Here is a 24,565-nt window from a genome sequence, read left to right as displayed (position 1 = left end):
GTATTAAGTACCTGTTTTTCTTTAATCTGCCATTGCCAGCACCGGGCCGGAAGCCTCGTTGGGCAAGGCTTGCGGCGTGTTGGTGAAGCGACACAGGAATACGATGGCGGCTACGCCGATGACGATGAAACCGATATAGGAGAAAGCCTGTACGTAAGTGATGCTGTCTGATTTAAAAAGGAAACCAAAGAGCATACCGCCCACGTTGCCGCCCGCGCCCACCACGCCGCTCACCAGGCCTATGTTACGTTCATTGATAAAAGGCACCAGGCCGTAAGTGGCCCCGTTGGCCATCTTGAGGAAGAGGGCAAAACTGAGCATGGAAATGATGGCCATGGGCAGGCTGGCCGCCTGGGCAAACAAAAGCAGGCCCAATCCTTCCAGCAGCAGTACGGAAGCCAGCAGGATGCCTTTGCCTTTGAGGCCAAAGCGCAGGCCCACCTTGTCGGAAAACAGGCCGCCGAGCGCCCTGGCAAAGAGGTTCATGAAGCCAAAGATACCTGCCCAGAAGCCCGCATCTTTCTGGGATAACCCGAACGTATCTACGAAGTGCAGGGAGGCTACGTTATCAAAGGTGATCTCCATGCCAAAGCACATCCCGTATGCAAGTGCCAGTGCCCATACCCGCACATCACGGAGGATGGACCAGTTGGCCTTTTTAGTGGAGCCTTCATGGCCCGTTTCGCTGAAATTGCCGGCGGGCGTGTCTTTTGTGTAGCGCCAGTAAATAAAAGCTATGATCCACATCATTACCCCGGGCAGCAACATGGCGTAGCGCCAGGCTTCCGATTTAGTGTAGCCCATGCCCACGATGGCGGCAAACACCAGGGGCATCACCATATTGGTAACACCGCCACCCAGGTTGCCCCAGCCGCCGGTAATGGCGTTGGCCCGGCCTTTCAGGTGGGCGGCCACCATCATGGAAGTATGGAACTGCGTGATCACGAAAGAAGCGCCGATAATACCGATACAGAAGCGGAAGAGCAGGAACGTGGTATAATCATGGGCCAGGCCTACCAGCATGACAGGCAGGGAGCCCACCAAAAGCAGTCGCACCGCGGTTTTACGCGGCCCCCAGGTATCACATAACCGGCCTATGAGCAGGCGGGCGATGATGGTGGAGGACACCGATGCTATGATGATATTGCCCACCTCCCCTTTGGTAAGGTGCAGGTCTTCGCGGATGGCGGGCATCAGCGGGGCCAGGCCAAACCAGCCAAAGAAACACACGAAGAACATCAGCCACGTAATGTGAAAGGTGCGCATCTGCAATGAGCCCAGGCTGAAAATATTGAGTTTTTGTAAGGGTTGATTGTTCGCTTGCATACTGGCCGATTTTAAAAATGAAGAGAAAAGACCTCTTTTTATTTCAACACTACCTCGGGGTGAATGATGATCATGAGGTAAGCCCAGTTACTGTTGCTTTTTGCGTTGACCACATTTTTTACCGTGGCGCTGGTGAGTGCATCAGTGCTCCAGTAGTGGCTGTAGCCGGCTTCAAAAGCAATGGCCTTTGTGAGGGTGTAGGTAGCCTGCAGATCGGCCTCTGTACCAAAATTGCGGCTGTAGCTGTGCCCCGCACCGGGCACATTGCTGGCGCTCAGGAACTGGTGGCCATCCAGGGCCAGGTTCCATCTTGCACCGGGTTTCCATTTTGTTTTCAGGTAGTAGTCCTGCAGGCCATGGTTGCCAAAACCGCTGGCCACGTAATAGTAATCCATGCTGCCCCAGAACCGGTGGGGTGTACCATAGAGCGGGTCAAACGCATGGGAAGTGTGCCCATTGCTGCCCCCACTGGTGTAGTCCACGCCTGGTCCTATGCTGAAGGTTTTCGTGGGATTGAAAAAAAGCGCAGCGGATATTAATTCCCCGTCTATCGTTTGCCCGCTGGCGTTATGCCCAAACTGGTAGTATGCCGATGCGGTGATTGTAAATGCGGCTACGCTTTTAGTAAAATAAACACCGGTGGTCATGCGGTTAAACGTGCCGTTGCCATAGCTTTTCAGGCCGGTGGTGCTGTCTGTGTGGAAGGTGGAGAACTGGTCTGCCAGGAAGAGGAAGGAAGCGCTGCCATCTTTGAGCTTCCGCTTCAGATAGGCAAATTCCAATCCCTTGTAAGCCGCGCCCCCATTGGTATTGGCGGTGTAGTTGCCTGGCGGTGTTTCATTGTACACCGTGCCGCTGGCATTCTCCTTGTTCTGGTTAAAAGCGCCGGCTACGTGCAGTACCCATTGCGGCGTTTCGTATTTGAGCAGCGCGGCATCATGGTGGCGGCCTTGCTGCAGCCAGTCCAGGTTACCGAGCAGGCGGGAATCATCGTATACAAATTCCTGCCGTCCTATTTTTAAACTGAATGTTTTGGTGAGACGGGCCGTGTCGGAAAGCAATACTTCCGCCCATGCCTCGTACAGCATAAAGCCGTTAAGGTCCGCGGTGGTAGTGCGGTTGATCGTTGAAACATCCTGCCCCCATACCCGCACGTCCTGCGCGGTAAATCCCACTTTGAGGCGGGTGCTGTTAAAGCCGGCCATGAGGCGGCTGCGCTGGGAGGTGAATACTGCGGGGTTTGCACCCTGGGGCAAGGGAGCACCCTGTCCATCGCGCAACTCTGTGCGGGTGCGGAGTTGTGCACCCAATGTAACTTGTGCCCGGGCCGTGTGATAGCATAAACTGCTCACCAGCAGGCAGCTGCTGCCTGCATACAGAAAGGTTCTTTTCATTTTGGTTGAAATTGAAGTGAGCATCTTGTACCGTGTACAATTTTTATTCTTCTACATCCACGCCGATATAAATACGGTCTTGTTCCACTTTTACCGGGTAGGTTTGCAGGGAGCATTCCTGGTCATCGCTGAGGCAACGGCCGTCTGAGAGGGAAAATGTTTTTTTGTGAAAAGGACAGGCCACTTTAGGTTCCCCATCCTGTGAGCCGATCATTCCACGGCTCAATGCCATTTGCCGGCGGTGGGGACATAAATTCTGCGTGGCATACCATTCGCCACGGCGGGCAAAGTGAAAGAGTGCGATCTGTGTGTCTCCGTATTTCACACAAACGCCTCCATTGGCCGGAACATCGGCCACCGTACAGGCATAGAACCAGGTACGCATCAAGGGTGCGGTGATAGACATAACAAAGTTTTTTTATAAATGTGTGCATCCCTGCATTTGCAAGGCTTCCTTATTTCCATTCAGCGGCCCGCTTCTGGGCCCGCATGTCTTCAAATTTTACAAACGGATCTTTTTCTGCCGGTGCATTTACAAAGTGGGAGAAACGTTTGCGCAGTTCGGGATTTTCCACTACTTCCTTCCATTCACATTTGTAAGCTTCCACGAGCAGCTGCATTTCCGCTTCCAGTGCGGCTCCCAGGCCCAGGCTGTCATTCACCACCACGTTGCGCAGGTAGTCCATACCGCCATCCAGCTTATTCAGCCAGGTGGCCGTGCGGGTCAATGGGTCAGCCGTTTTTATGTAGAACATGAGAAAGCGGTCTATGTAACGGATGCAGGTTTCGCTATCCACATCAGCGGCCAGGAGCTGCGCGTGCTGGGGCTTGCTGCCGCCGTTGCCACACACATACAGGTTCCATCCTTTCTCCGTGGCAATGATGCCGAAGTCTTTTGACTGGGCTTCCGCACATTCGCGGATGCAACCGGATACGGCCGACTTTAACTTGTGCGGTGCGCGGAGGCCGCGGTAGCGCTCTTCTATCCGGATGGCAAAGCTTACAGAATCGTGCAGGCCAAAGCGGCACCAGGTAGAGCCCACGCAGCTTTTCACGGTACGCAACGCTTTTCCATAGGCGTGACCACTTTCAAAACCTGCGTTGATCAGGGCTTCCCAGATGGCCGGCAGGTCGCTGAGATGGGCGCCAAACAGATCGATGCGCTGTCCGCCGGTGATCTTCGTGTACAGGTTATATTGCTGGGCCACCTGTCCTATTACGATCAGTTTTTCCGGCGTGATCTCACCGCCGGGTATGCGGGGCACCACGGAATAAGTGCCGCCCTTTTGTATGTTAGCCAGGTAACGGTCGTTACTATCCTGCGCCACATCATTGCCTTTCTGCAGGATCATCTCGTTCCAGAGACTGGCCAGGATAGAAGCTACCACAGGTTTGCAGATCTCACAACCATCCCCGTTGCCGTAGTGGTCCAGCACTTCATCAAAAGAAGTCAGTTGTTTTACTTTGATCAGGTCGTACACTTCCTGGCGGCTGTAGGCAAAGTGCTCACAGATCACGTTGCGGATGTACTTGCCCTGCGCCTTCATGGCAGCGGAGATCAAATCTTTTACCATGGGGGCACAGCCCCCGCAGCAGGTGGCGGCTTTAGTGCATTGTTTAACGGCGTCCAGCGTTTCCGCACCGCCTTCCACTGCTTTGCAGATGGCGGCTTTGGTCACGCTTTCACAACTGCAGATCAGGGCATCGTCCGGGAGGGTCAGTACACCGGCTCCCTGTGAAGCCCCGCCCCTGGCGCCCAGCAGCAGGTCTTCGGGATTGGGGGGCAACACCACCTGGTTCCTGGCCGTTTGCAGCAGCATGTTATAGGCTTCTGCATCACCTATCAGGATGCCGCCCAGGAGATATTTTCCATCATTTGAAATAAGGATGCGTTTGTAGATCCCTTGCATGGTGTCTTCAAACACAATGCTGCGGCTACTTTCAGCGGCCACAAAGGGATCACCGAAGCTGGCCACATCTATGCCGATGAGTTTCAGCTTGGTGCTCATATCAAAACCATTGAAGGATTTTTCCATCCCCAGCATATGATGCACGGCTACATCTGCCATTTCATACCCGGGTGCTACCAGGCCGTAGATCATGCCTTTGAATAAAGCGCATTCGCCAATGGCATAGATAAAGGGATCGGCGGTCTGCAGGTGCTCATTTACCACGATGCCGCCACGGTGGCCGGTTTCAAGGCCCGCCAGTTTTGCCAGTTCATCCCGGGGCTTAATGCCTGCAGAGATCACCAGCATGTTCACATGCAGGGAAGTATCATCCGCGAAGCGCATTCCTGCTATTGCGTCTCCTCCAAAGATCTCCGTGGTATTTTTTTGCAGGTGTATGCTTAGTCCCAGCGCTTCCAGCTTGTGCTGCAGCATGCGGGAACCGGCGTCATCTACCTGGCGGGGCATGAGGCGTGGGGCAAACTCGATCACGTGCGTATCGCTGATACCTAGGTCCAGCAAGGCTTTGGCAGCCTCCAGGCCCAGGAGGCCACCACCTATCACTGCAGCCTTCCGGGCCTTGGGTGCATAGTCGCGCATCAGTTCCAGGTCTTCAATGGTGCGGTAGATGAACACACCTTGTTTATCCACCCCGGGAATGGGGGGTACAAAAGCGGCGGAGCCGGTGGCCAGCACCAGGTAGTCATAGCTTTCGGTGATGCCTTTATAAGAATGCACCGTCTTATGCGCACGGTCTATCTGCTGCACGGGATCGCCCAGGTGCAGGCGGATATTGTGCTGCACATACCACGACAATGGGGCCATGGTCAGATCGTCTGCTGTCTTGCCGTCAAAGAAGGCGCTGAGGTGCACGCGGTCGTATGCGGGGCGTTGTTCTTCTCCAAAGACCACCAGTTCCAGGGGGGTATCACCTGCCTGGGCCAGCAGTTTTTCGCAGCATTTATAGCCCACCATTCCGTTTCCAACGATTACTACTTTCATAATGGGTGATTTAGGAGAGAATTCCTGGGCCAGGCTTAAACATATTATAAAATAATATATTTAATATTTTAACGCAGGTATTTGGTTTAAAAAGCATTATTTTTATGATTACAATCATGAAATTAAAAAAGAACACTGTCATTTTAAAGCCTTTTATCGGATATAATTCATATTTTTTTAATTAAAATATGTAGCCAAATGTACGCAAAGCCCTTCCTTACATTAGTAGGCGCCGGTCCCGGCGACCCCGAGCTGATCACCCTGAAGGCCATCCGCACCCTGGAGCGGGCCAACGTAATATTATATGATGCGCTGGCCAATGACGCCCTGCTTGCCTATGCCCCGGCTACCTGCCATATAGAATATGTGGGCAAGCGCATGGGCTGTCATGCCCTCTCCCAGGCGGAGATCAACCAGCGCATTATAGACCTGGCCCGCCAGCATGGGCACGTGGTACGCCTCAAGGGTGGCGACCCATTTGTGTTTGGCCGCGCACAGGAAGAGATCCGCGCTGCGAAAGCCGCCGGCATTGAAGTAGCCGTTGTACCTGGCATTTCCAGCGCGCTGGCCGTACCCGCTTCCCAAATGATCCCCCTCACCTGCCGGGGCATCAACGAAAGCTTCTGGGTAACCACCGGTACCACACAGGATGGCTCGCTTTCGCCAGACATTGCGCTGGCAGCGCGTTCCAGCGCCACGGTGGTGATACTCATGGCCATGAGCAAGCTGGAAGCCATCACGGATATCTTCCGCGCAGCAGGTAAAGCGCAAACGCCAGTGGCCATTATTCAAAATGGCACCCTGCCCGCAGCCCGCATGGTAACGGGCACGGTCACGGATATACTTTTTAAAGTGCAACATGCAGGTATCAGCAATCCCGCCATCATTATGATAGGCGAGGTGGTAAACCTGCATGCTGAAAATACACTGGCCGGCTACGCCATGCAGGCCGCCCACATTCATCATTAGCCTATGCTGCAAGACCGCTTCCACCGCAGGCATAATTACCTGCGCCTTTCACTGACCAACAACTGCAACCTGCGCTGCGCCTACTGCATGCCGGAAGAAGATTATGTGCACACGCCATCCGCAGCACTTATGCAGGCGCCGGAGATCCTTTCCCTGGCCAGCACTTTTGTAAACCTGGGGGTGGACAAGATCCGCCTTACCGGCGGAGAACCGCTGGTAAGGCGGGATGCGGCCGATATTATACTACAACTGTCCCGGTTGCCGGTGTCGCTCACCATGACTACAAACGGTACCCGCGTACACCAGTTCCTGCCGGTGTTAAAAGCCGCGGGCATCCGCAGCATCAACGTAAGCCTGGACACTTTACAGCGGGATAAATACCAGTTGCTCACCCGCCGGGATGCACTGCCCCTCGTTACCGGTAACCTGCAACGCCTGCTGGATGCGGGTATACAGGTAAAGGTGAACGTGGTGGTGATGAAAGGTTTTAATGACCAGGAAGTTTTTGATTTCGTGGAATGGGCCGGCCGCATGCAGGTGCAGCTGCGCTTTATAGAGTTCATGCCTTTTGCCGGTAACCAATGGCAAAGCAAAAAAGTATTCACCCAGGCACAACTACTGGAACGCCTGGGCCAGCGGTACAACCTGCACCCGGTGGCGGGCGCGCCCCATGATACGGCCCGCCACTACTGCATTCCAGGCCATGCCGCTTCCCTAGCACTGATCAGTAGCATGAGCGCTCCCTTTTGCAGCACCTGCAACCGCCTGCGCCTTACCGCGGATGGCAAATTGAAAAGCTGCCTTTTTGCCGCGGAAGAAACAGACCTCCTTACTGCCCTGCGCAATGGTGAGGAGGTGGAAGCGCTCATCCACCACAACCTGCAGCGCAAGTTTGAAACACGCGGAGGACAGTTCCAGCAAGGGTTTGAGGCGGTACAACATTTAGTGAACAGGAGTATGATAAATATAGGAGGATGATCACCGTAGCCGCAGCAAAAACATTATTAGGGCAGCACGCAACGCCTATGCCCGCAAAGCCGCTCCCCCTGCAGGATGCAGCCGGGCTGGTACTGGCGGCGGATGTCTTTGCCCCGCAGGATATACCCGCCTTCCGGCAGTCTGCGATGGATGGCTATGCCTTTGCATTCCACAATTGGGCAGGGCAGCCGTTGTCCATTACCGCCACTATACCAGCAGGTCACACCGCGCGCACCACGCTGGCGGCGGGAAAGGCCGCACGCATTTTTACCGGCGCGCCCATACCGGATAATGCGGACACGGTAGTGATCCAGGAAAAAACGGAAGTAGCGGCAGCCGGCCTGCACATCCGCGATGAAGTAATAAAAGCGGGTGCGAATGTACGCCCCATTGGATCGGAAGCCCGGAAAGGCGCCCTGGCACTGGCTGCCGGCACCCGGCTCACACCGGCGGCCATTGGCTTCCTGGCCACCCTGGGGCTGGATGAAGTAGCGGTGCATGCACGCCCACGCATACAGGTGATCGTAACCGGGAATGAACTGCAAACGCCCGGCCACCTGCTGGCATACGGGCAGGTATATGAAGCCAATTCTTACACGCTGTGTGCGGCACTGGCCCAGCTGCAGCTGCACAACATACCAGTACACCATGCACCGGACCATGCCGTACACCTGCAGGCCATTATTGCAGCAGCATTGGATACCACGGATGTACTCCTGCTTACCGGTGGGGTAAGTGTGGGGGATTACGATTATGTGGCACAGGCACTTGGCAACTGCGGCGTGGAAACACTTTTTCACAAGGTGGCCCAGAAGCCTGGCAAACCCCTCTTTGCCGGCCGGCTGGAAGATAAGCTGGTATTTGGTTTGCCGGGTAATCCGTCCTCCGTACTTACCTGCTTTTATGAATATGTGCTGCCTGTCATAGAGCAAAAAATGGGTATTACTTATAGCAACGTACAGGCGCAAACGTTAGTGCTGCGCAACGCTTACCAAAAAGCCGCGGGCCTTACCCACTTCCTGAAAGGGCAGTGCGATGCCGGCGGCGTTACCTTGCTCACCGGCCAGGAATCTTACAAGCTGCACAGCTTTGCCGTGGCCAATTGCCTGGTACAACTGGATGCAGACCAGACCAGTTTTGCAGCAGGCGATCCTGTTATTGTTCACCGGTTACCTTTCTAGTTTATGATCCTGTCCAATCCCTTACTGTTATTTTACGCACTGCTACTGCTTGTAGCATTCCTGTATGCTTCCGTAGGTCACGGTGGCGCCAGCGGCTACCTGGCGCTCATGGCGCTTTTCGGGATAGCCCCCGCAGTGATGAAACCTACCGCCCTGCTGTTGAACCTCTTTGTATCGCTTACGGCTTTCATACAGTTTTACCGGGGCAAATATTTTTCCTGGAAGATCTTTATCCCCCTGGCCCTTGCATCCATCCCGCTATCATTCATTGGCGGCATGATCACGGTGGATGGGGCCATTTACAAAAAGATGCTGGGCGTTTTACTGCTGCTCCCCGTGATCCGCTTTTTCTTTTTCCAGAACGTGCCCGATACGGAGCTGAAGGAAAGTAACCCCTGGTGGTCGCTCCTCATTGGTGGCGCGATAGGGCTGCTTTCCGGCATGATCGGCATTGGTGGAGGGGTGATCCTTTCACCTGTGTTACTGCTGCTCAGGTGGAGTAACCAGAAACAAGCGGCGGCCATCAGCGCGCTGTTCATTTTTGTAAACTCGCTGGCGGGCCTGGGCGGGCAGCTTACCAAGGGCATACAATTTACGCCGGGCATGATCAGCTACGTGCTGGTGGCCTTCCTGGGCGGCCTGCTGGGCGCCTGGGTGGGTGCGCGCAAATTCAGTCACGGGGCACTTAAATATTTGCTGGGCACCGTGCTGGCCATTGCCGCTTACAAATTATTATTCACCGGTGCATAAATGTTCTTTACAGATGCCATTGACCATTTTATGTTTTGGGCCTGTTGCCACCATTACGCAGCAGCCACGCTTTGAGTGGCCGCACGCGCAGGATACGGCCAGCCTGCAGGCGGCGCTGGAAACACGCTACCCTGCATTACAACACACGACTTACCGCATGGCGGTGAACAAGTGCCTGCACAACGGCGTGCAGTCTCTGGAAGACGGCGCCGAGATTGCTTTACTCCCTCCATTTTCCGGCGGATGAAACGGTATGCAAGACAGATCACATTGCCCCAACTGGGCATGAGCGGGCAGCAAAAGCTGCAGGCAGCAAGCGTGCTGGTGATAGGGGCGGGCGGCCTGGGATGCCCTGCCCTCCTGTACCTGGCCGGCGCCGGCGTGGGCCACATTGGCATCGTGGACTTTGACATCGTCGCATTGCACAACCTGCACCGGCAGGTGCTCTACACCATGCAGGACATAGGCCGGCCCAAAGCCCTCGCAGCGCAGCAACACCTGGAAGCCCGTAACCCGGACATTCACGTGCACGCCTATACGCAACGGCTGGACCTGGAAGGGGCGCTTACGCTCTTCCCGCAATACGATGTGATCATTGACGCTACGGACAATTTTAATACCCGCTACCTGGTGAATGATTGCTGTGCGTGGCTGCAAAAGCCGCTGGTATATGGCAGCGTGTCACAGCTGGAGGGGCAGGTAACCGTTTTTGATACGCCCTACAATTACCGCGACCTTTTCCCCGAACCACCAGCACCCGGCACCATAGCGGATTGTGAGCAAGGCGGTGTGCTGGGTGTACTGCCCGGTATAGTGGGCACCGTGCAGGCTACGGAAGCCATCAAACTGGTGACCGGCATAGGCACTCCCTTGCGCGGGCAGCTTTGGGCCTACAATCTATCTAATCAATCCACCTACATGATCCAATATGCTGGCAGCGCATGGCGCCCGGAAAGTGAGGCTGCACTGCGCACCCTGCATACACCAAAAGCATCTTACACCATCATAGACGGCGCGCAGTACCATGCCTTACGGGCGCTGGAAGACACACTGGTAGTGGATGTGCGCCAGCCGCACGAACTGCCGGCCAGCACGGCAGACCTGCAATTGCCCCTGGCGGAGCTGGAAAAACAATTGCCGGCATTGGCAGCAAAACACATTATCATCATTTGCCAGCGTGGCATCCGCAGTGAAAGAGCGGCGGCCCTGCTGGCGCAACAATACCCGCGGGTGTACAGCCTGCGCGGGGGACTTGAAGCCTTACAGCCATGAAGCACATTTTTACAACAGGGCCGGTGCCACCACAACTCATCGCCGATAGCATTGCGGCGCACAGCAAGCAGCAAAACATAGGTGCCCACAGCATTTTCCTGGGCCAGGTACGCAACGACGAGGTACATGGTGCGCAGGTAACCGCTATTGAATATAGCGCCTATGAGGCCATGGCCCTGGAACAAATGCACCAGATCCGGGAAGACGTGATCACCCGTTACCAGCTCACCTGTATGCATGTGCACCATAGCCTGGGCATGGTGAAAGCAGGGGAGCTTTGCCTGTTCGTTTTTACTTCCGCACCGCGCAGAAAGGCCGCCATAGCGGCTTGTGAGGAAGTGGTGGAGCGCATTAAGGCAACGCTGCCCATCTGGGGAAAAGAAATTTTTGATAACGCCTCCGTTCAGTGGAAACAAAATACGTAGCACATGGTCAACATCACACATAAGCACAACACGCTCCGCAAAGCCATTGCACAGGCCACACTGCAGGTATCGCTGCCCGCCACCATTACCGCCATCCGTGCGCGGCAGGTACCCAAGGGAGACGTGCTGGAATTCAGCAGGGCGGCGGGTTTGCTGGCCATCAAAAAAACCAGCGACGTGATCCCGGATTGCCATCCGCTACCGGTGGAATATGCCTGCATCAGCCACGAAATTGAAGACCAGTGCATTCGCATCCAGGTGGAAGTGCACACCATTTACCGTACGGGCGTGGAGGTAGAGGCCATGCATGGAGCCGCCATCACGGCGCTTACCATGTATGACATGCTGAAACCCATTGACCCGCAGGTAAGCATCGGGGAAATAAAACTGCTGGAGAAGAAAGGCGGCAAATCTGACTATGCAGACAAGCTGCCGTCGCTGCTTTGCGCGGTGATCGTTTGCTCAGACTCCATTGCGGCCGGTAAAAAACAGGACGCTGCCGGCAAGGCCATTGTACAGCAATTGGAACAACAACACCTGGAAACGGCCACTTACGAGATCATCCCCGATGATCTTGAGACCATCCGGCAAAAAGCACTGGCGCTTAAAGCCGCAGGCTACCAGCTGGTGATCTTCTGCGGAGGTACCGGCCTTTCCCCGCGTGATGTAACACCGGAAGCCATCGCTCCCCTGCTGGACCGGCCGGTGCCTGGTATTATGGAAGCAGCGCGGCAGTATGGCCGGGAACGTACGCCCTATTCCATGTTATCCCGCGGAGTGGCGGGTTTCAGCGGTAACATGCTGGTGCTCACATTGCCCGGCTCTACCAAAGGGGCCACGGAAAGCATGCAGGCACTATTCCCCCACCTGCTGCATATTTTTAAAGTAGCCAAAGGCGCCCGGCATGACGTTGCACAATAACATAGGGCTGGTGCTTTGCGGCGGGCAAAGCACCCGCATGGGACAGGACAAGGGCCAGCTACGCTACCATGGCCTGTCCTGGGCCGAGCGGGCTGGCTGGCTGCTGGAACAGCTGCACCTGCCGGTGTATTATTCCGTCAATACAACGCAGCTGCACACTTACCCCGCACATTTATCCTTTATCCCGGATGATGCGCGCGTGCAGGCAGCTGGCCCGCTGAAAGGCCTGCTCAGTGCGCATTTACAACACCCGCAGGCAAATCTCTTTGTACTGGCCTGCGACCTGCGCGATATGGAACTGGCGCCCCTGGCGCACCTGCAAGCCCTGCACCAGGAAAACACCGTGACCATCTTTACGAACGATGGCCAGGACGAGCCACTGGCGGGCATTTACCCCGCCGCCTGCCTGGCTGCACGGTATGCACAGCCGCTTTCCCGGCACAGCATGAAGGCTGCACTTCAACACCTGCCGGTGCAAAGATTGCCACTGCCCTCAAAATGGAAAGCCGCATTTGCCAACTTTAACGCCCCTTCCGACTTCCCCTCACCCCACGGGATTTCGTATCTTTAAGGACAGGACCCTGCTACATAAAAATCCTTCCTTATGCAATACAGAAAATTAGGAAACACCCACGAGCAATTATCGGCCATAGGACTGGGTTGCATGGGCATGAGCTTCGCTTATGGCACTACAGACGACACGGAAAGCATTGCCACCCTGCACAAGGCGCTGGACCTGGGCATTAACTTCTGGGACACCGCCGATGTATATGGTGCCGGCGAAAATGAAAAACTGATCTCCAAAGTACTGGTACCTAACCGCAACAAAGTGTTCATTGCTACCAAGTTTGGCCTGAGCATGCCCGCGGGCGGCGGCCCCACTAAGGTGACCGGCACACCGGCTTATATGAAAACCGCTGTGGAAGCCAGCTTACAGCGCCTGGGCATTGACACCATTGATCTTTATTACCTGCACCGCGTAGATCCCGAAGTGCCCATTGAAGAGACGGTGGGCGCCATGGCACAACTGGTAAAAGAAGGTAAGGTGCGTTACCTGGGCCTCAGTGAGGCAGCCGCCGCCACGCTGCGCAAAGCCTGTGCCGTGCACCCCATCGCCGCATTGCAAAGTGAATATTCTATTCTCACCCGGGATGTGGAAGGCGCCGTACTGGACACCTGCCGCGAGCTGGGTGTGAGCCTGGTGCCCTTTTCCCCGCTGGCCCGCGGCCTCATTACAGATGGGCTGGACCTGGACACCCTAACGGACAAGGATCTGCGAAAAAACCTGCCCCGCTACCAGGGGGAGCATGCGGAAAACAACCGCCTGCTGCAAAAGGGCTTTGCAGACTTTGCCGCCGGCAAACAATGCACCACGGCCCAGCTGGCACTGGCGTGGGTGCTGGCACAAGGTGATGATATCATCCCCATTCCCGGTACCAAAAAACGCAAATACCTGGAAGAAAATGCCGGTGCAGTGAACGTAAAACTCAGCGCACAAGACCTGCAGGATATTGAAGCACTGCTGAAAAAATATCCCAATATCGGGGAGCGCTATGCTGCCGGCTTCATGCGCGATGCCGTGAACAAATAGGGCTGGCATGTTGCAACAGACAGCACCGCCAGCGCTACAGACAGCCTGATGAGCAATACCGGCGCAAGTGGCAACGCCTCCCCACGGCCTGCCAAGTGATACCGCTGCCCACCTGGATGGCACTTTATCAGACACAAGTAAGTCCAGCAAACCATAAATGAAAAGGCCGCTTCCATGAAGGAGCGGCCTTTTCATTTATCATTTAATCACTGGTCAGGCTTTTAGGGCGGGTAAGTTTAGCCCAAAGCCGCGGAAAGAAGGGTAGTGTGTTCTTACATTTCCGGATAAAGCGGTTAGAAAGATCAAAGCGGGAAAGGAACGCATGGTAAATGCGGTCATCGTAAGTGGTACCATATCCAAACCGGGTATGCTCCGGGTGGTACAGCGTCCATTGCGGGTCTTCAATGGCGGTAGGCCACCAGTAGCAGGCATTGCCACCGTGGCGCAGGGCCGTTTCCGTTAGGTTCTGGCCGGCGTCCATGTCATCGTCCACCATTTCCATATCCGGGTAGCCCAGCTCCTTCAGGTAGTCTGTGCGCACCCCAAAGAAGAAGGGTGATACGTAGAGATTTTTTGCATCACGCAGATGGTTGGCAGTTTGCGCTGCCCCCGCCACCGTGCGGGGTGTTTCCAATTGCTGCAGTAACCGGGCCAGCCAGTCCTTTTGCAGGGGTATGCAATCAATGTCAAAGAAGATCAGTATATCCGTATCCGTTACTGTGCGGCAGATGTGGTTGAGAAAATCCCCATGGCCAAAGTCTTCATTTACCACGTGCTCCACCTCCTGGCCAAAGTAGCGGAACACGGCCTTTTGATAGTGGGGCACTTCAGGATTTACATTGCCCTTGTAGAAAGAAAAAATTCTATAAGTAGGTTTTGACGACACGGTTTATCAATTACGGTGTAAAAATTTTTTAATGGACTGTTGGATGGGCGTGCCCTTCACGTTAAAAGGCGCCAGGTAAAAATAGCGCATGCGCTCTGTTTCATAATCACGGCGCACCAGCTTTGCACGGGCCAGGAACATGCGCAGGGGGCCCAGCAGCACCAGTTTCCGCTTGTTCTTATGCGCCACCTGCTTCAGTATATACAAGGCATGCTCATAGTTGGCCAGGATGGCCGTAGCCTCCCGGATGCCTTCCAGCAGGCGGTCGCGGTAGGCCAGGGTGAGGCGCTCCCGTGGAATAAAGTGTTGCAGCTGCATACGCTCGTCGTAGTACAAAGTGTATCCCCACAATTGCAGGCGCTTGATGTATTCAAAGTCATCGCCGGTACTGAGGGAATGACCGTTCCTGCCATTAAGCACAGTAGGATACCGGTCGCTCAGGGCTTCCAGGAAAAGGCTTTTCCTGGTCACCAGACCGGCACCTACAATATAGCCTCTTTCCGTAATATCGCCGGATGAAGGTGCAGGTACACCCGTGGCGTAGTAAGCCTTGTAGGCATCAAACCAATCGGGATAGGCCGCCACATCTGACACCGGTGCGTTTTGTCCGCCCGCGGCGCCAATGCGGGCATCACGCTGCAGGGTTTCCCAGGCCACGTACACATAATCCGGCCCCAGCCAGTTATCATCGTCGCAAAACACGAGGCACTCATACAGTGCTTCCTTTGCACCACGCTTGCGGGCAAACATTTGCCCCGGCTGCATTTCATCCACGATCCTGCACACAGCATTGTGCGGCGTTTGCGCCGACCAGATGGCCTGTGCCACGGCCACCGTATCATCTTTCGATGCATTGTTGACCAGCACGATCTCCCACTGAAAATCATCCGGTACACGCTGCCGGTTCAGGTGCTGCAGGGTTTCCGGCAGCCTGGCGGCGCTGTTGAAACAACAAATGATCACGGATGCTCCTTTATCTGTCATGTAAAAAAAGTTAAGGTCAGGCTACTGCCAGCCGGTCTATGATGCGGCGCACCACGCCGGGCAACGGCTTGTCCAGTGCGGCATAAGTACCCGCGTTGACGGACAGGAAATGAATGAGATCAAATTTCTTTTGCTGCTTCGGCTGCAGGCGCCACTTCACCCAGCGCACCCACGCCTGGCGGGCAAAGCGCGCAGGCGCTATCAGCTTGGCTTCCAGCTTACTGCGTTGCTCCGGGAACACCTGCAGCAGCGACAGCTCATAACACACAAACGTGCCGTACAGCAGGCGCTCCAGGTAGCGGGCATTGGCCCGGTTACCAGGAATGATGTGCGTAAGCGCCAGCGAAGGCGCCACTCCGGCGGCATAGCCCTCTTTGATGCAGAGCAGCACCATCTGCGTATCTTCCCCGCTGCTCAGTTTATTACCATTGCGGCCTTCCAGGGTATACACGCCCTGTTGTGCCTGTGCTGCATATTGCTTCAATAAAAAAGCTTTGGTGCAAAGCCCGGTACCAAAAGGATAGCACGACTGCCAGTCCGGCTCCGAGGCAAAGCGGACATCCGTTTCATGGCGTTGCTGGAAAGCCCCGTAAGCCAGCCCGGATATGGCTTCCGGCACACCGTCTATAAAGTCCACTTCCACCCTGCCCGGGCCCCAGGCAGCCACCTGCGGGTAAGCGGCGGTAAGCACCTGCAAGGCCTGCAGGTAACCTGGTTGTGGTTCATTATCATAGTCAAAATAAACAATGTGCGTACCGGTAGCCCTTTCAATAGCGGCCATGCGCGCATACTGCACGCCCTGTTGCTTTACCAGCAACAGCTCCATTTGCGGGCAGGCCTTTGCAAACGCCTGTACACAAGGCAGTGTGGACAACGGCGTGGCACTGTTGTTATCTACCAGCAGTATTTCCGTGGAAAGGCCCGTTGTGTCCAGGCTTTGCACGGCCTGCAGGCATCGCTCCAGGATGCGCACGTCCGGGTTGTAAGTACATATGACAAGTGAAAAATCCATGTGGTAATCCGTCTGTAAATAAAAAAGAAAGCGCTATTACTTTTTGCGGAACAGGCCACGTACCCATTTCTTAAAGCGGCGGCGCAACAGTTTGTCTTTCTGTACCTGGTGGTAATGTTGCCACTTGGCCTGCAACCAGAAATCTTTCTCCAGGAAAAAATAGTCCGCTTCTTTTTCCGGCACAAAATACTTTGGATGGCGCAAAGGCTTATCCAGCCTGCCGGTGGCCAGTGCTGCCGCGTGTTGCTGGGGCACGTTAAAGGTATGTGTGGCATCTTCGCGGAAGCCGATATTGGAGATCAGGTTCACATTGGGCGTGATGCAAAGGCCGTTGCGGAAGAAAGTGATCATGTTGAACTGGTAATCCCAGGAATTGATCTTCCCGGCCTTGAGGTCGTGGAAAATTTCTTCCCAGCTTTTTACCAGCATGGCATCCGTGAAAATATGATGCAGGTGGCGGGTGGCCTCCGGCGCTTCGTAACCTTCCAGGTCTACGCGGTAATGCTGCCAGGCCCTTCTCCAGCTGGCCCAGCCCCAGATATGGCTGTACTGGGAAAAGTAGTAACTGCCCTCCCCCCACACCCTGCCCTGCTGCAGGTTAGTGCCGGTAATATTCATCATGCGCTCATCATCACAGTAGCGGGTGAGCATTTCATCACAAAAAGGAAAAAAATCTTCCGCCGGCAGGCAATCATCTTCCAGGATAATGCCTGCTTCCTCATGGTCAAAGAACCAGGTGATAGCCCCGGCCACGGCCAGTTTGCAGCCTTTATTGGTATTGCTGTACAGGCGGTGTACTTCACAGGGCCAGTCTATCTGCTCATACAGCCGGCGGGTATCTGCCACCAGTGCGGCATCTGTAGGCACCTGCGGGCGGGGGCCATCTACGGCCACATATAATTTTGCCGGCTGCACCGCGCGTACTTTTTCCAGCACCTGGCTGGCGGTATCCGGGCGGTTGAAGGCCAACAGTAAAACAGGATGTTTAACCTGGTAATTCATGAGCGTTACTTATTCACAACAACATTTTTGCCGCGGGGATGTATGACTGCCAGAAGGCCGGAAACTTGGCCCAGGCGTGGCATCCCAGTGGCAGCACCCCCTGCTGCCGTTGCAGCAGCATTGGTGCATTCACCTCAAAACTAAAACGCGCGGCGACCTCCGGCGGCGCCACTTTAAAGAACGGGAACAGCACCGGTACAATATGCGTCCAGATCATATCTTCATGAAAATACCAGCCGGTAAAATAACCGGTGAGCTGATCATCAAAAATAACCTGCAGCAAAGCCGGTGATACCCAGCGGCGCAGGAAACGGAACTTTTCCAGGAAGAAACGCTGGCGCTTCCACCGGGACCGGTACCTGCGTAACTGGTCCAGTGCTTTTAAGCAGGACGGTATGCGGCGAATGGAAAACCCTGAATTGAGCTGTGGCAGGAAACCCGCATGAGGCGTGGCTTCCATAAACCCTTCAAAAATAGGCGCCCCGATAAAATCATAGGTAAACCCGTGATGCCCCTCAATGTCCGCACTAAAGATCCACGCATCCAGTTCGTAGGTCATTAAAAATTCATAAGACGTAAACAATTGATAAAATGTTACATCCATTTTCATTTGATTGTAAGCATGCACAGAGGCCAGCCAGGTGGCGGGTACCGGCTGTAGCTTTAAACCAGGATGCACATCAAGATAAGCCTGCGGTGAAAGACGTTCCGGGTATACGAGATAGACAGGATAATCCACCAGTTGGTTGCGGCAGGCTGCCAGCGATGCAGCTTCCGCGGGCGATGGAACAGCCTTGTGAACAGGAACAACCACACAAAGGGAACGGATATGGTGCATAAAATGGCAAGCAGGTTTTTACACGTGCAAAAATAAGGCAAAAATGATAGAAGGACCGGTGAGCTGCCGTGGCCGGTGGTGATGGTAAATCCCGGCAATGCCGAAACCGCCATAGAAGCGTTTAACAATATGCAGGTGCACAGGCAGGAATGATGGCGCAGCAACCCTGGTTATTGCAATAAGCCATGGAATGAAGTGATCACATTGTTTACCCCCCCGGGAGCCTGCCGCCGTCTTTCTACAGGGGGAGGCTTTTGTTTGATGGTAAAACGGCCGAGCTGGGATTATCGAGCAACCTGCTCCCCTACCCGCAGGTACAGGACAGTGAAGCCCCGGAAATGCCTTATCTTATTGTGCAATCCCCTTTTGTACAGCCCATGAAGCATTTCCACGTTATTGCCTTTTTGCTCTTTTGCAACCTGCATGCGCAGTGCGTGTATGGCCAGCAGGCAGACACCGCGCAGTTTCCCGCACATTTTTCCGCATCCTGGATAGCACCGCCCCGCGTGTCATTGCAGGACTATGGCGTGTATCATTTCCGGCGGATGCTGCACCTGCAGCGGCTTCCCAAATCCTTTGTGGTACAGGTATCCGCAGACAACCGTTACCAACTGTATGTGAACGGCCATAATGTAACCAGTGGCCCCCAACGCTCCGATGTTGCCCACTGGCATTACGAAACCCTGGACCTCCGCCCCTACCTGCAAAGCGGCACTAACGTAATTGCTGCCACCGTATGGAACCAGGGCCGCTACCGCGCATGGGCACAGCTTTCCCTGCAAACCGGTTTTTGGATGGATGGGGCCCTGCGCTCAGATACCAGCTGGCGGGTGCTTAACGATACCGCCTATACGCCGCTTACCGAAGGCGCCCACATCACCGGGCCCTTTGAAGCGCTGGATGCCGCACAGTACCCGTGGAACTGGCAGCAACCTGGCTATGATGACCAGGCTTGGCCACATGCCATCCTTTCTGAAAAAGCAATACCTGCGGGCAATGCGCCTGCCGGTACCCGTGGCCTGCTGGCGCGCAATATTCCCTTACCGGAAAACACACCGCAACACTTTGCCCGCATACGGCGCCATACGGGCGTTAACGTTACTGATACATTCCTGCAGGGTGGACATGCCTTTACCGTGCCGGCCCACACGCAGGCCACGCTGCTGATAGACCAGGGCACCCTTACTACCGCCTACCCTGAACTGCTGATAAGCGGCGGTAAAGCGGCCACCATCACCCTCTCCTATGCAGAAGCCCTTACAGACGATAAGACGCACCAGAAGGGCAACCGCAACGAGATTGATGGCAAAAGCCTGCATGGCAATAAAGACCGTTTTGTAGCCGATGGCGGCAACAATCGCCTGTTCCGGCCACTTTACTACCGTACCTTCCGGTATGTGGAAATGCAAATTACCACCGGCATGGCACCCTTGCTGGTAAAGGACCTGAGCAGCCGCTTCACCGCCTACCCGTTTGTAAGACAAGCCCGCTTTGCATCCAGCGACACTTCCCTGCAGGCGCTGTGGGACATGAGCTGGCGCACCAGCCGCCTGTGTGCTTATGAAACGTACATGGACTGTCCTTACTACGAGCAGTTGCAATACATTGGTGACACCCGTATACAGGCGCTGATCTCCCTGTACACCAGCGGTGATGCCCGTTTGATGGAAAACGCGATCCGGCAGTTTGATCAATCCCGCCTTTCGTATGGCCTCACCCAAAGCCGTTATCCATCCGGGCAATTACAGGTGATCCCGCCGTTCTCCCTTTTCTGGATCCTGATGCTGCACGACCACTGGATGCTGCGGGACGATCCGTCTTTTGTAACTGCCCGCCTGGAGGGCGTTCGTGCGGTGCTGGACTGGCATGCAACATATATAGACAGCACCGGCATGCTGGGCGCCATGCCGCACTGGAACTTTGTAGACTGGCCCGCAGCGTGGCCCTGGAAAGGACTGGACAGCCTTAGTGGTGTGCCACCCAGTGCGCTCACGGGGCATTCCGCGGTGCTCACTTTGCAATACGCGTATGCACTGCAACAAGCTGCCATCCTTTTCCGTGCTGCCGGTGATAACAACGAAGCTACCCACTGCGAAGCCCTGGCCACCGGGCTGAACGCCGCCACCTACCGCGCCTGCTGGAATGCCGGCAAAGGCTTGCTGGCAGATGATCCCAGCCAGCAGCAATACAGCCAGCATACCAACGTGATGGGCGTACTTTCCGGTGCCATTCCTCCATCGCAGCAGGCTGCCCTGCTGCAACGCATGGTGCAGGACACACAACTGGTGCAATGCACCATCTACTACCGTTTCTATTTGGTGCAGGCCTTCAAAAAAGCAGGCCTTGGTGAAGCTTACCTGGACCTGCTGCAACCCTGGCGGAACATGGCTGCCATGGGGCTCACCACCTTTGCAGAAAGGCCGGAACCCACCCGCTCCGATTGTCATGCCTGGAGCGCCAGCCCTGCTTACGACCTGCTGGCCACCGTGTGTGGCATCTCCCCGTCAGCAGCGGGTTTCCGGCAAGTGCGCATTGCACCGGCATTAGGATCATTGCAGTGGGTGGAGGGAGCCATGCCGCATCCACGGGGGCTCATTGAAGTGCGTTTTGAGAAGAAAGGGAATGGCCTGCAGGGCCGTATTACGCTGCCACCGGGCCTCAGCGGGGTGCTTACCTGGAAAGGGCAACAAGTGTCACTGCAACCGGGCACCCAAACCGTGCACCTGGCTGCAGCGCCCTAAAACGAAAAAAAGCGTTGTCACAAACGTAGCAACGCCTTTGTTAAAGATCGGTTATTTACTGTATGCATTGGGAGAAACGCAAAAGCTGCTTTATTGCATACGCGTTGAGCATAATATGGATGGGGCATTACCGGCCAAACTGCCGCAGATGATGGTCTGTATGTTTATAGGCCATTCTGCCCACTTCCTCCAGCGTCATCTTTCCGAAAAAAGGGTGGACATATTTTGTAGGGACAGGGTGAGCATATCCTTTCACTAAAGTGATCCATTTTTCCTTTTGCGTTTCAAAGTCTTCACCTGCATCTTCGACGATCAACTCTTTCAACGTAGGAACACTTTGTTTCACCGGCTTATCATCTGCTATCATACTTTTCAGTGCCATTTTTCCAAAAAGGTGTCCCAGCCAGACCCGCTTGGTTTTCCTTTCTCCCTTCATCACTTCTTCCCAGCGAATGCAATGTTCCACCATTTGTGACACATTCATTTTACCCCACAGCGGCACTTCACTGCCCACCAGGGTTGACAGGCGCACCAGCAATGCATTCCTGTCTTCAGCATTCAATATTGTTCTCATATCAGTGGAGTTGTACCAGTAAGAACCAATTTACGGAATCCCTTTTTAAAAGGGCGTCAAGACCGCAAAATTGTAGATAGGCTACCCAAAGAATTATTCCACCACCTTTATGTTCTCAAAGTTTTAGCGGGGTTGGCCATGGCTGTTTTGATGCTTTGAAGACTGACAGTTAATAATGTAATAAATAACAGGCCGGCGCCTGCAGCCATAAAGATCACCAGGCCGGCGCTATGCGATACTGGTAATTTTGCAGCCAGGTATGAAAGCAACCTATTTCGCCAACCCGATCTGTTTCATGAATGCCTGGTTATCCCAGAACAAATATTCTTCGATCATTTTTCCGTCCCGCCAATGCCCAACAGTGCACATGCTTATTTTAAACTTTTTACCGGTGGGAGGAATGGTTTTCCCATTTCCGACCGGCATCGGTTTTGAAAAAGTGCCTTCCATTTCGCCAATCACACACGTGTAATCGCCACTGCCAAATTTCACCGGGTGTGAAGTGATCCTGGTATCCGGGGCAAACACAAACTGGCCCTTTAGCAGGTCGGTATGCTGCGGGAACAACCCTGTAGACACCGTACCATCAGGGTAATACACTTTTATATTGGGATCATGGCTAACCGACAGCGAATCCCACATCTGGTTACTGTAAAACTGGAAATCCAGGGTATCGAAGCGGCGCAAGCGTTCCTGGGTTAACAGGTCATTATTATTTGATGCCGGGCTGGCTGAGGATTGCGTTCCTGTTGCAGCAGGCTTCGGGGGATTAGTACATGCCGTGCACAAGATAATGGAGGCAACAACCGAGCGTAAGACCAGGGTCAATATACTTTTCATAGTTTTAAGTATTTATTGTTAAAAATGAAAGTACCAATTGCAATCCATTGACTATCGCTTGCTTCCTTCGCATCAATGGCCGTTTCTTCCAGCCGGGATCAATGGTTCAGGCGTTGCAGCTGTCCATTACCTTATCCGGTATTGGGATTATAACTCCTTATTAAACTTCTTAAGACGGAATGACAGGTAAAGCTCGAAGATGCCCATAGACACAAATGCCATGGCCGTATAAATGACAATAGTAAGACCGGCGAACACCGGGTTCCAGATCATAATAAAGGCCAATACAATGCCCACTATTCCTATAAACAACAGCCAACCCCAGTCTGGTACCTTTAACCTGCCAAGCTCAATAGAAAGACCGATGGCCAGGGAGGAACGAAACAAAATGGCAAACCCAATATAGAATGGCAGTACGAGCATTGTAAACGCGGGTGTAGCCACCAGCAGTAATCCAACAAGCGTATCAACGATCCCCGCGGCTAAAGACCAGCCCCAACCAACCGTATATTTTCTGCCGGATACGGCAAAGGATATTTCCATTATTCCGGTTACCAGGAAAGCGGCCGCGAAGAAAAAAGAGAGCGCTACATAAGATGACACCGGGGTCATAAATACCCAAATGCCTACCACAATGAACAGTAAGCCCAGTATCAGCTCAACGTACCAGCTACGGGCAATTGCCTTAATTTGACTTTCCATAACCTGAATTTTACTATGATTATTTAATGATTTCGTAAATACGTCAGCAACGGTCATCTCCGTTGTCCCGCCCCCTGGCCGTGAATAAGGGCTACCGGGGTAAATGATGGGTGTAAAGTAAAAGCATTCAGGTTCGCGGGAGAATGAGGAGCATCACGAAAAACAATGACAGGGATCACGAAAGGTTGCATCCGGCGCATACCGAACGCCTTAACTTACAGCCGTCTGTTCTTTGGGGTTATCATTGTCCCCCGCGGCCATTGGGGGGATCGCCTGTACCGCGTTTTAACTACTCAGCCAAATGACTGCCGGAATTCCAGCGGGGACATCCTGGTTTGCATTTTAAAAAGCTTACCAAATGACTGTGGGTGCTCAAAGCCCAGCATATAAGCGATCTCGTTCATGGTAAGGTTTGTGGTAGAGAGCTTTTCTTTGGCCAGCTCAATTATCTTGTTTGTAATGAACTGTTTGGTACTTTGCCCGGTTAATGACTTCAGCAACCTGCTGAGGTAGCCTGGAGACAAGTGCAAAGCGTCAGCGAAATATTTCACCGGAGGCATCCCTTTCAGGTGAAGATCACTTTCTTCAAAGTAGCTGTTGACCAATGCTTCCATCTTATGGAGCACCTGGTAATTACCCGCCTTGCGCGTGATAAACTGGCGCTGATAGAATCTTTCTGCATAAGTGAGCAGTAGTTCCAGCTGGGCAACAATAACGTCCTGGCTGAGGTGGTCGATCCTTGCCGTGTATTCCTGGCGGATATCCTGCATGATCCGGATGATCAATTGCTGCTCAATATCGGACAGGTGTAGTGCTTCATTTGTTTTATAATCAAAAAACTCATACCTGCGGATCTTTTTCAAAAGCTCCGTGCCCCACAACAGGTCCGGGTGAATGAGCAGCAGCCATCCTTTATGACCGTCCACCGTTTCCCGGGGGCCATCGATGGCAAGTACCTGGGCCGGTGCCATAAAAAGCATCACACCTTCATCGAAGTCCACTTCCTGCTGACCGTATTTAAGCCTGGCATGAAAGGTCTTCTTGAGGGCAATGCTGTAAAAATTCATGACAATTGCCTTCAGTGGTTGTTCAGGATTATAGGGAATATCTTCAAATCTTGTCAGGCTCACCAACGGATGTTCGGGCTTGGGAAGTCCCAGCATATGATGGTACTCCGTAATGGTTTTTAAGTGTAACGGTATCTGTTTTGCTGCCATATAACTGGTCT

The 24,565-nt window shown here is 54.0% G+C and carries 24 protein-coding genes; 11 read left to right on the top strand and 13 right to left on the bottom strand.

The window, feature by feature from the left end; translation table 11 throughout:
• Positions 1-21 precede the first annotated feature (21 nt).
• The 4 genes from DCC81_RS08290 to nirB are packed head-to-tail and all read right to left on the bottom strand — an operon-like array spanning position 22 to position 5,671.
• Positions 22-1,326 (bottom strand): MFS transporter, encoded by a 1,305-nt coding sequence (locus DCC81_RS08290; protein WP_108686071.1) that lies wholly within the window; start codon positions 1,324-1,326, stop codon positions 22-24.
• A gap of 38 nt (positions 1,327-1,364) precedes the next feature.
• Complete coding sequence (locus DCC81_RS08285; protein ID WP_108686070.1) at positions 1,365-2,720, bottom strand: alginate export family protein; 1,356 nt, start codon at positions 2,718-2,720, stop codon at positions 1,365-1,367.
• 43 nt (positions 2,721-2,763) lie between these two features.
• Positions 2,764-3,126, bottom strand: coding sequence for a nitrite reductase small subunit NirD (gene nirD, locus DCC81_RS08280; RefSeq protein WP_240612930.1), 363 nt, complete (start codon positions 3,124-3,126; stop codon positions 2,764-2,766).
• A gap of 49 nt (positions 3,127-3,175) precedes the next feature.
• Positions 3,176-5,671, bottom strand: a complete 2,496-nt coding sequence (gene nirB, locus DCC81_RS08275; protein ID WP_108686069.1) for a nitrite reductase large subunit NirB — start codon at positions 5,669-5,671, stop codon at positions 3,176-3,178.
• A gap of 198 nt (positions 5,672-5,869) precedes the next feature.
• Between nirB and cobA the strand changes: the two genes are divergently transcribed.
• The 10 genes from cobA to DCC81_RS08225 are packed head-to-tail and all read left to right on the top strand — an operon-like array spanning position 5,870 to position 13,758.
• A complete protein-coding gene (gene cobA, locus DCC81_RS08270) occupies positions 5,870-6,640 on the top strand; it encodes a uroporphyrinogen-III C-methyltransferase (protein ID WP_108686068.1) in 771 nt (256 codons plus the stop codon).
• A 3-nt stretch (positions 6,641-6,643) separates the two neighbouring features.
• Positions 6,644-7,618 carry a GTP 3',8-cyclase MoaA gene (gene moaA, locus DCC81_RS08265; RefSeq protein ID WP_108686067.1) on the top strand — a complete coding sequence of 325 codons (975 nt, stop codon included), beginning with the start codon at positions 6,644-6,646 and terminating at the stop codon, positions 7,616-7,618.
• Positions 7,615-8,799: a molybdopterin molybdotransferase MoeA gene (locus DCC81_RS08260; protein ID WP_108686066.1), complete on the top strand. Its 1,185-nt coding sequence runs from the start codon at positions 7,615-7,617 to the stop codon at positions 8,797-8,799. The genes moaA and DCC81_RS08260 overlap by 4 nt, the downstream gene beginning before the upstream one ends.
• A 3-nt stretch (positions 8,800-8,802) precedes the next feature.
• Positions 8,803-9,549 carry a sulfite exporter TauE/SafE family protein gene (locus DCC81_RS08255; protein WP_108686065.1) on the top strand — a complete coding sequence of 249 codons (747 nt, stop codon included), beginning with the start codon at positions 8,803-8,805 and terminating at the stop codon, positions 9,547-9,549.
• A 13-nt stretch (positions 9,550-9,562) separates the two neighbouring features.
• The gene (locus tag DCC81_RS08250) at positions 9,563-9,796 is read left to right on the top strand and encodes a MoaD/ThiS family protein (protein WP_108686064.1); all 234 of its coding nucleotides are present in this window, start codon (positions 9,563-9,565) and stop codon (positions 9,794-9,796) included.
• Positions 9,793-10,821 (top strand): HesA/MoeB/ThiF family protein, encoded by a 1,029-nt coding sequence (locus DCC81_RS08245; RefSeq protein WP_108686063.1) that lies wholly within the window; start codon positions 9,793-9,795, stop codon positions 10,819-10,821. Before DCC81_RS08250 ends, DCC81_RS08245 begins: the two co-directional genes overlap by 4 nt.
• Complete coding sequence (locus DCC81_RS08240) at positions 10,818-11,246, top strand: molybdenum cofactor biosynthesis protein MoaE (protein ID WP_108686062.1); 429 nt, start codon at positions 10,818-10,820, stop codon at positions 11,244-11,246. The genes DCC81_RS08245 and DCC81_RS08240 overlap by 4 nt, the downstream gene beginning before the upstream one ends.
• A 3-nt stretch (positions 11,247-11,249) precedes the next feature.
• Entirely contained in the window at positions 11,250-12,167 is a 918-nt protein-coding gene (gene moaCB / locus DCC81_RS08235) for a bifunctional molybdenum cofactor biosynthesis protein MoaC/MoaB (RefSeq protein WP_108686061.1), read from the top strand.
• Positions 12,151-12,738 (top strand): molybdenum cofactor guanylyltransferase, encoded by a 588-nt coding sequence (locus tag DCC81_RS08230; RefSeq protein ID WP_108686060.1) that lies wholly within the window; start codon positions 12,151-12,153, stop codon positions 12,736-12,738. Before moaCB ends, DCC81_RS08230 begins: the two co-directional genes overlap by 17 nt.
• A gap of 33 nt (positions 12,739-12,771) precedes the next feature.
• Positions 12,772-13,758 carry an aldo/keto reductase gene (locus DCC81_RS08225; protein WP_108686059.1) on the top strand — a complete coding sequence of 329 codons (987 nt, stop codon included), beginning with the start codon at positions 12,772-12,774 and terminating at the stop codon, positions 13,756-13,758.
• A 202-nt stretch (positions 13,759-13,960) separates the two neighbouring features.
• Here the strand turns inward: DCC81_RS08225 and DCC81_RS08220 are convergent, their stop codons facing one another.
• Genes DCC81_RS08220 through DCC81_RS08200 form a run of 5 tightly spaced genes read right to left on the bottom strand, consistent with a single transcriptional unit; the run spans position 13,961 to position 18,480 of the window.
• Positions 13,961-14,644 carry a glycosyltransferase family protein gene (locus DCC81_RS08220; protein WP_133177610.1) on the bottom strand — a complete coding sequence of 228 codons (684 nt, stop codon included), beginning with the start codon at positions 14,642-14,644 and terminating at the stop codon, positions 13,961-13,963.
• Between the two features lie 6 nt (positions 14,645-14,650).
• Positions 14,651-15,628, bottom strand: a complete 978-nt coding sequence (locus tag DCC81_RS08215) for a glycosyltransferase (RefSeq protein ID WP_108686057.1) — start codon at positions 15,626-15,628, stop codon at positions 14,651-14,653.
• A 16-nt stretch (positions 15,629-15,644) separates the two neighbouring features.
• The gene (locus DCC81_RS08210; RefSeq protein ID WP_108686056.1) at positions 15,645-16,640 is read right to left on the bottom strand and encodes a glycosyltransferase; all 996 of its coding nucleotides are present in this window, start codon (positions 16,638-16,640) and stop codon (positions 15,645-15,647) included.
• 36 nt (positions 16,641-16,676) lie between these two features.
• The gene (locus DCC81_RS08205) at positions 16,677-17,642 is read right to left on the bottom strand and encodes a nucleotide-diphospho-sugar transferase (protein ID WP_108686055.1); all 966 of its coding nucleotides are present in this window, start codon (positions 17,640-17,642) and stop codon (positions 16,677-16,679) included.
• 13 nt (positions 17,643-17,655) lie between these two features.
• On the bottom strand, positions 17,656-18,480 hold the full coding sequence (locus DCC81_RS08200; protein WP_133177609.1) for a DUF5672 family protein: 825 nt from the start codon (positions 18,478-18,480) through the stop codon (positions 17,656-17,658).
• A 254-nt stretch (positions 18,481-18,734) separates the two neighbouring features.
• Here DCC81_RS08200 and DCC81_RS08195 point away from each other — a divergent pair, with 254 nt between their 5' ends.
• Entirely contained in the window at positions 18,735-21,221 is a 2,487-nt protein-coding gene (locus DCC81_RS08195; RefSeq protein ID WP_205686273.1) for a family 78 glycoside hydrolase catalytic domain, read from the top strand.
• Positions 21,222-21,348: 127 nt separating this feature from the next.
• Here the strand turns inward: DCC81_RS08195 and DCC81_RS08190 are convergent, their stop codons facing one another.
• From DCC81_RS08190 to DCC81_RS08175, 4 genes are all read right to left on the bottom strand, one after another.
• Positions 21,349-21,795, bottom strand: coding sequence for a DinB family protein (locus tag DCC81_RS08190; protein WP_108686053.1), 447 nt, complete (start codon positions 21,793-21,795; stop codon positions 21,349-21,351).
• 270 nt (positions 21,796-22,065) lie between these two features.
• Positions 22,066-22,635: an ester cyclase gene (locus DCC81_RS08185; protein WP_108686052.1), complete on the bottom strand. Its 570-nt coding sequence runs from the start codon at positions 22,633-22,635 to the stop codon at positions 22,066-22,068.
• 147 nt (positions 22,636-22,782) lie between these two features.
• A complete protein-coding gene (locus tag DCC81_RS08180; RefSeq protein WP_108686521.1) occupies positions 22,783-23,337 on the bottom strand; it encodes an HdeD family acid-resistance protein in 555 nt (184 codons plus the stop codon).
• A 293-nt stretch (positions 23,338-23,630) separates the two neighbouring features.
• On the bottom strand, positions 23,631-24,554 hold the full coding sequence (locus DCC81_RS08175; RefSeq protein WP_108686051.1) for a helix-turn-helix domain-containing protein: 924 nt from the start codon (positions 24,552-24,554) through the stop codon (positions 23,631-23,633).
• Positions 24,555-24,565: the final 11 nt, after the last annotated feature.

This window comes from Chitinophaga parva (genome assembly GCF_003071345.1).
Taxonomy (GTDB): domain Bacteria; phylum Bacteroidota; class Bacteroidia; order Chitinophagales; family Chitinophagaceae; genus Chitinophaga; species Chitinophaga parva.
Note: the sequence above shows the minus strand (reverse complement) of the source record. Positions and strands in the feature narration are given on the sequence as shown.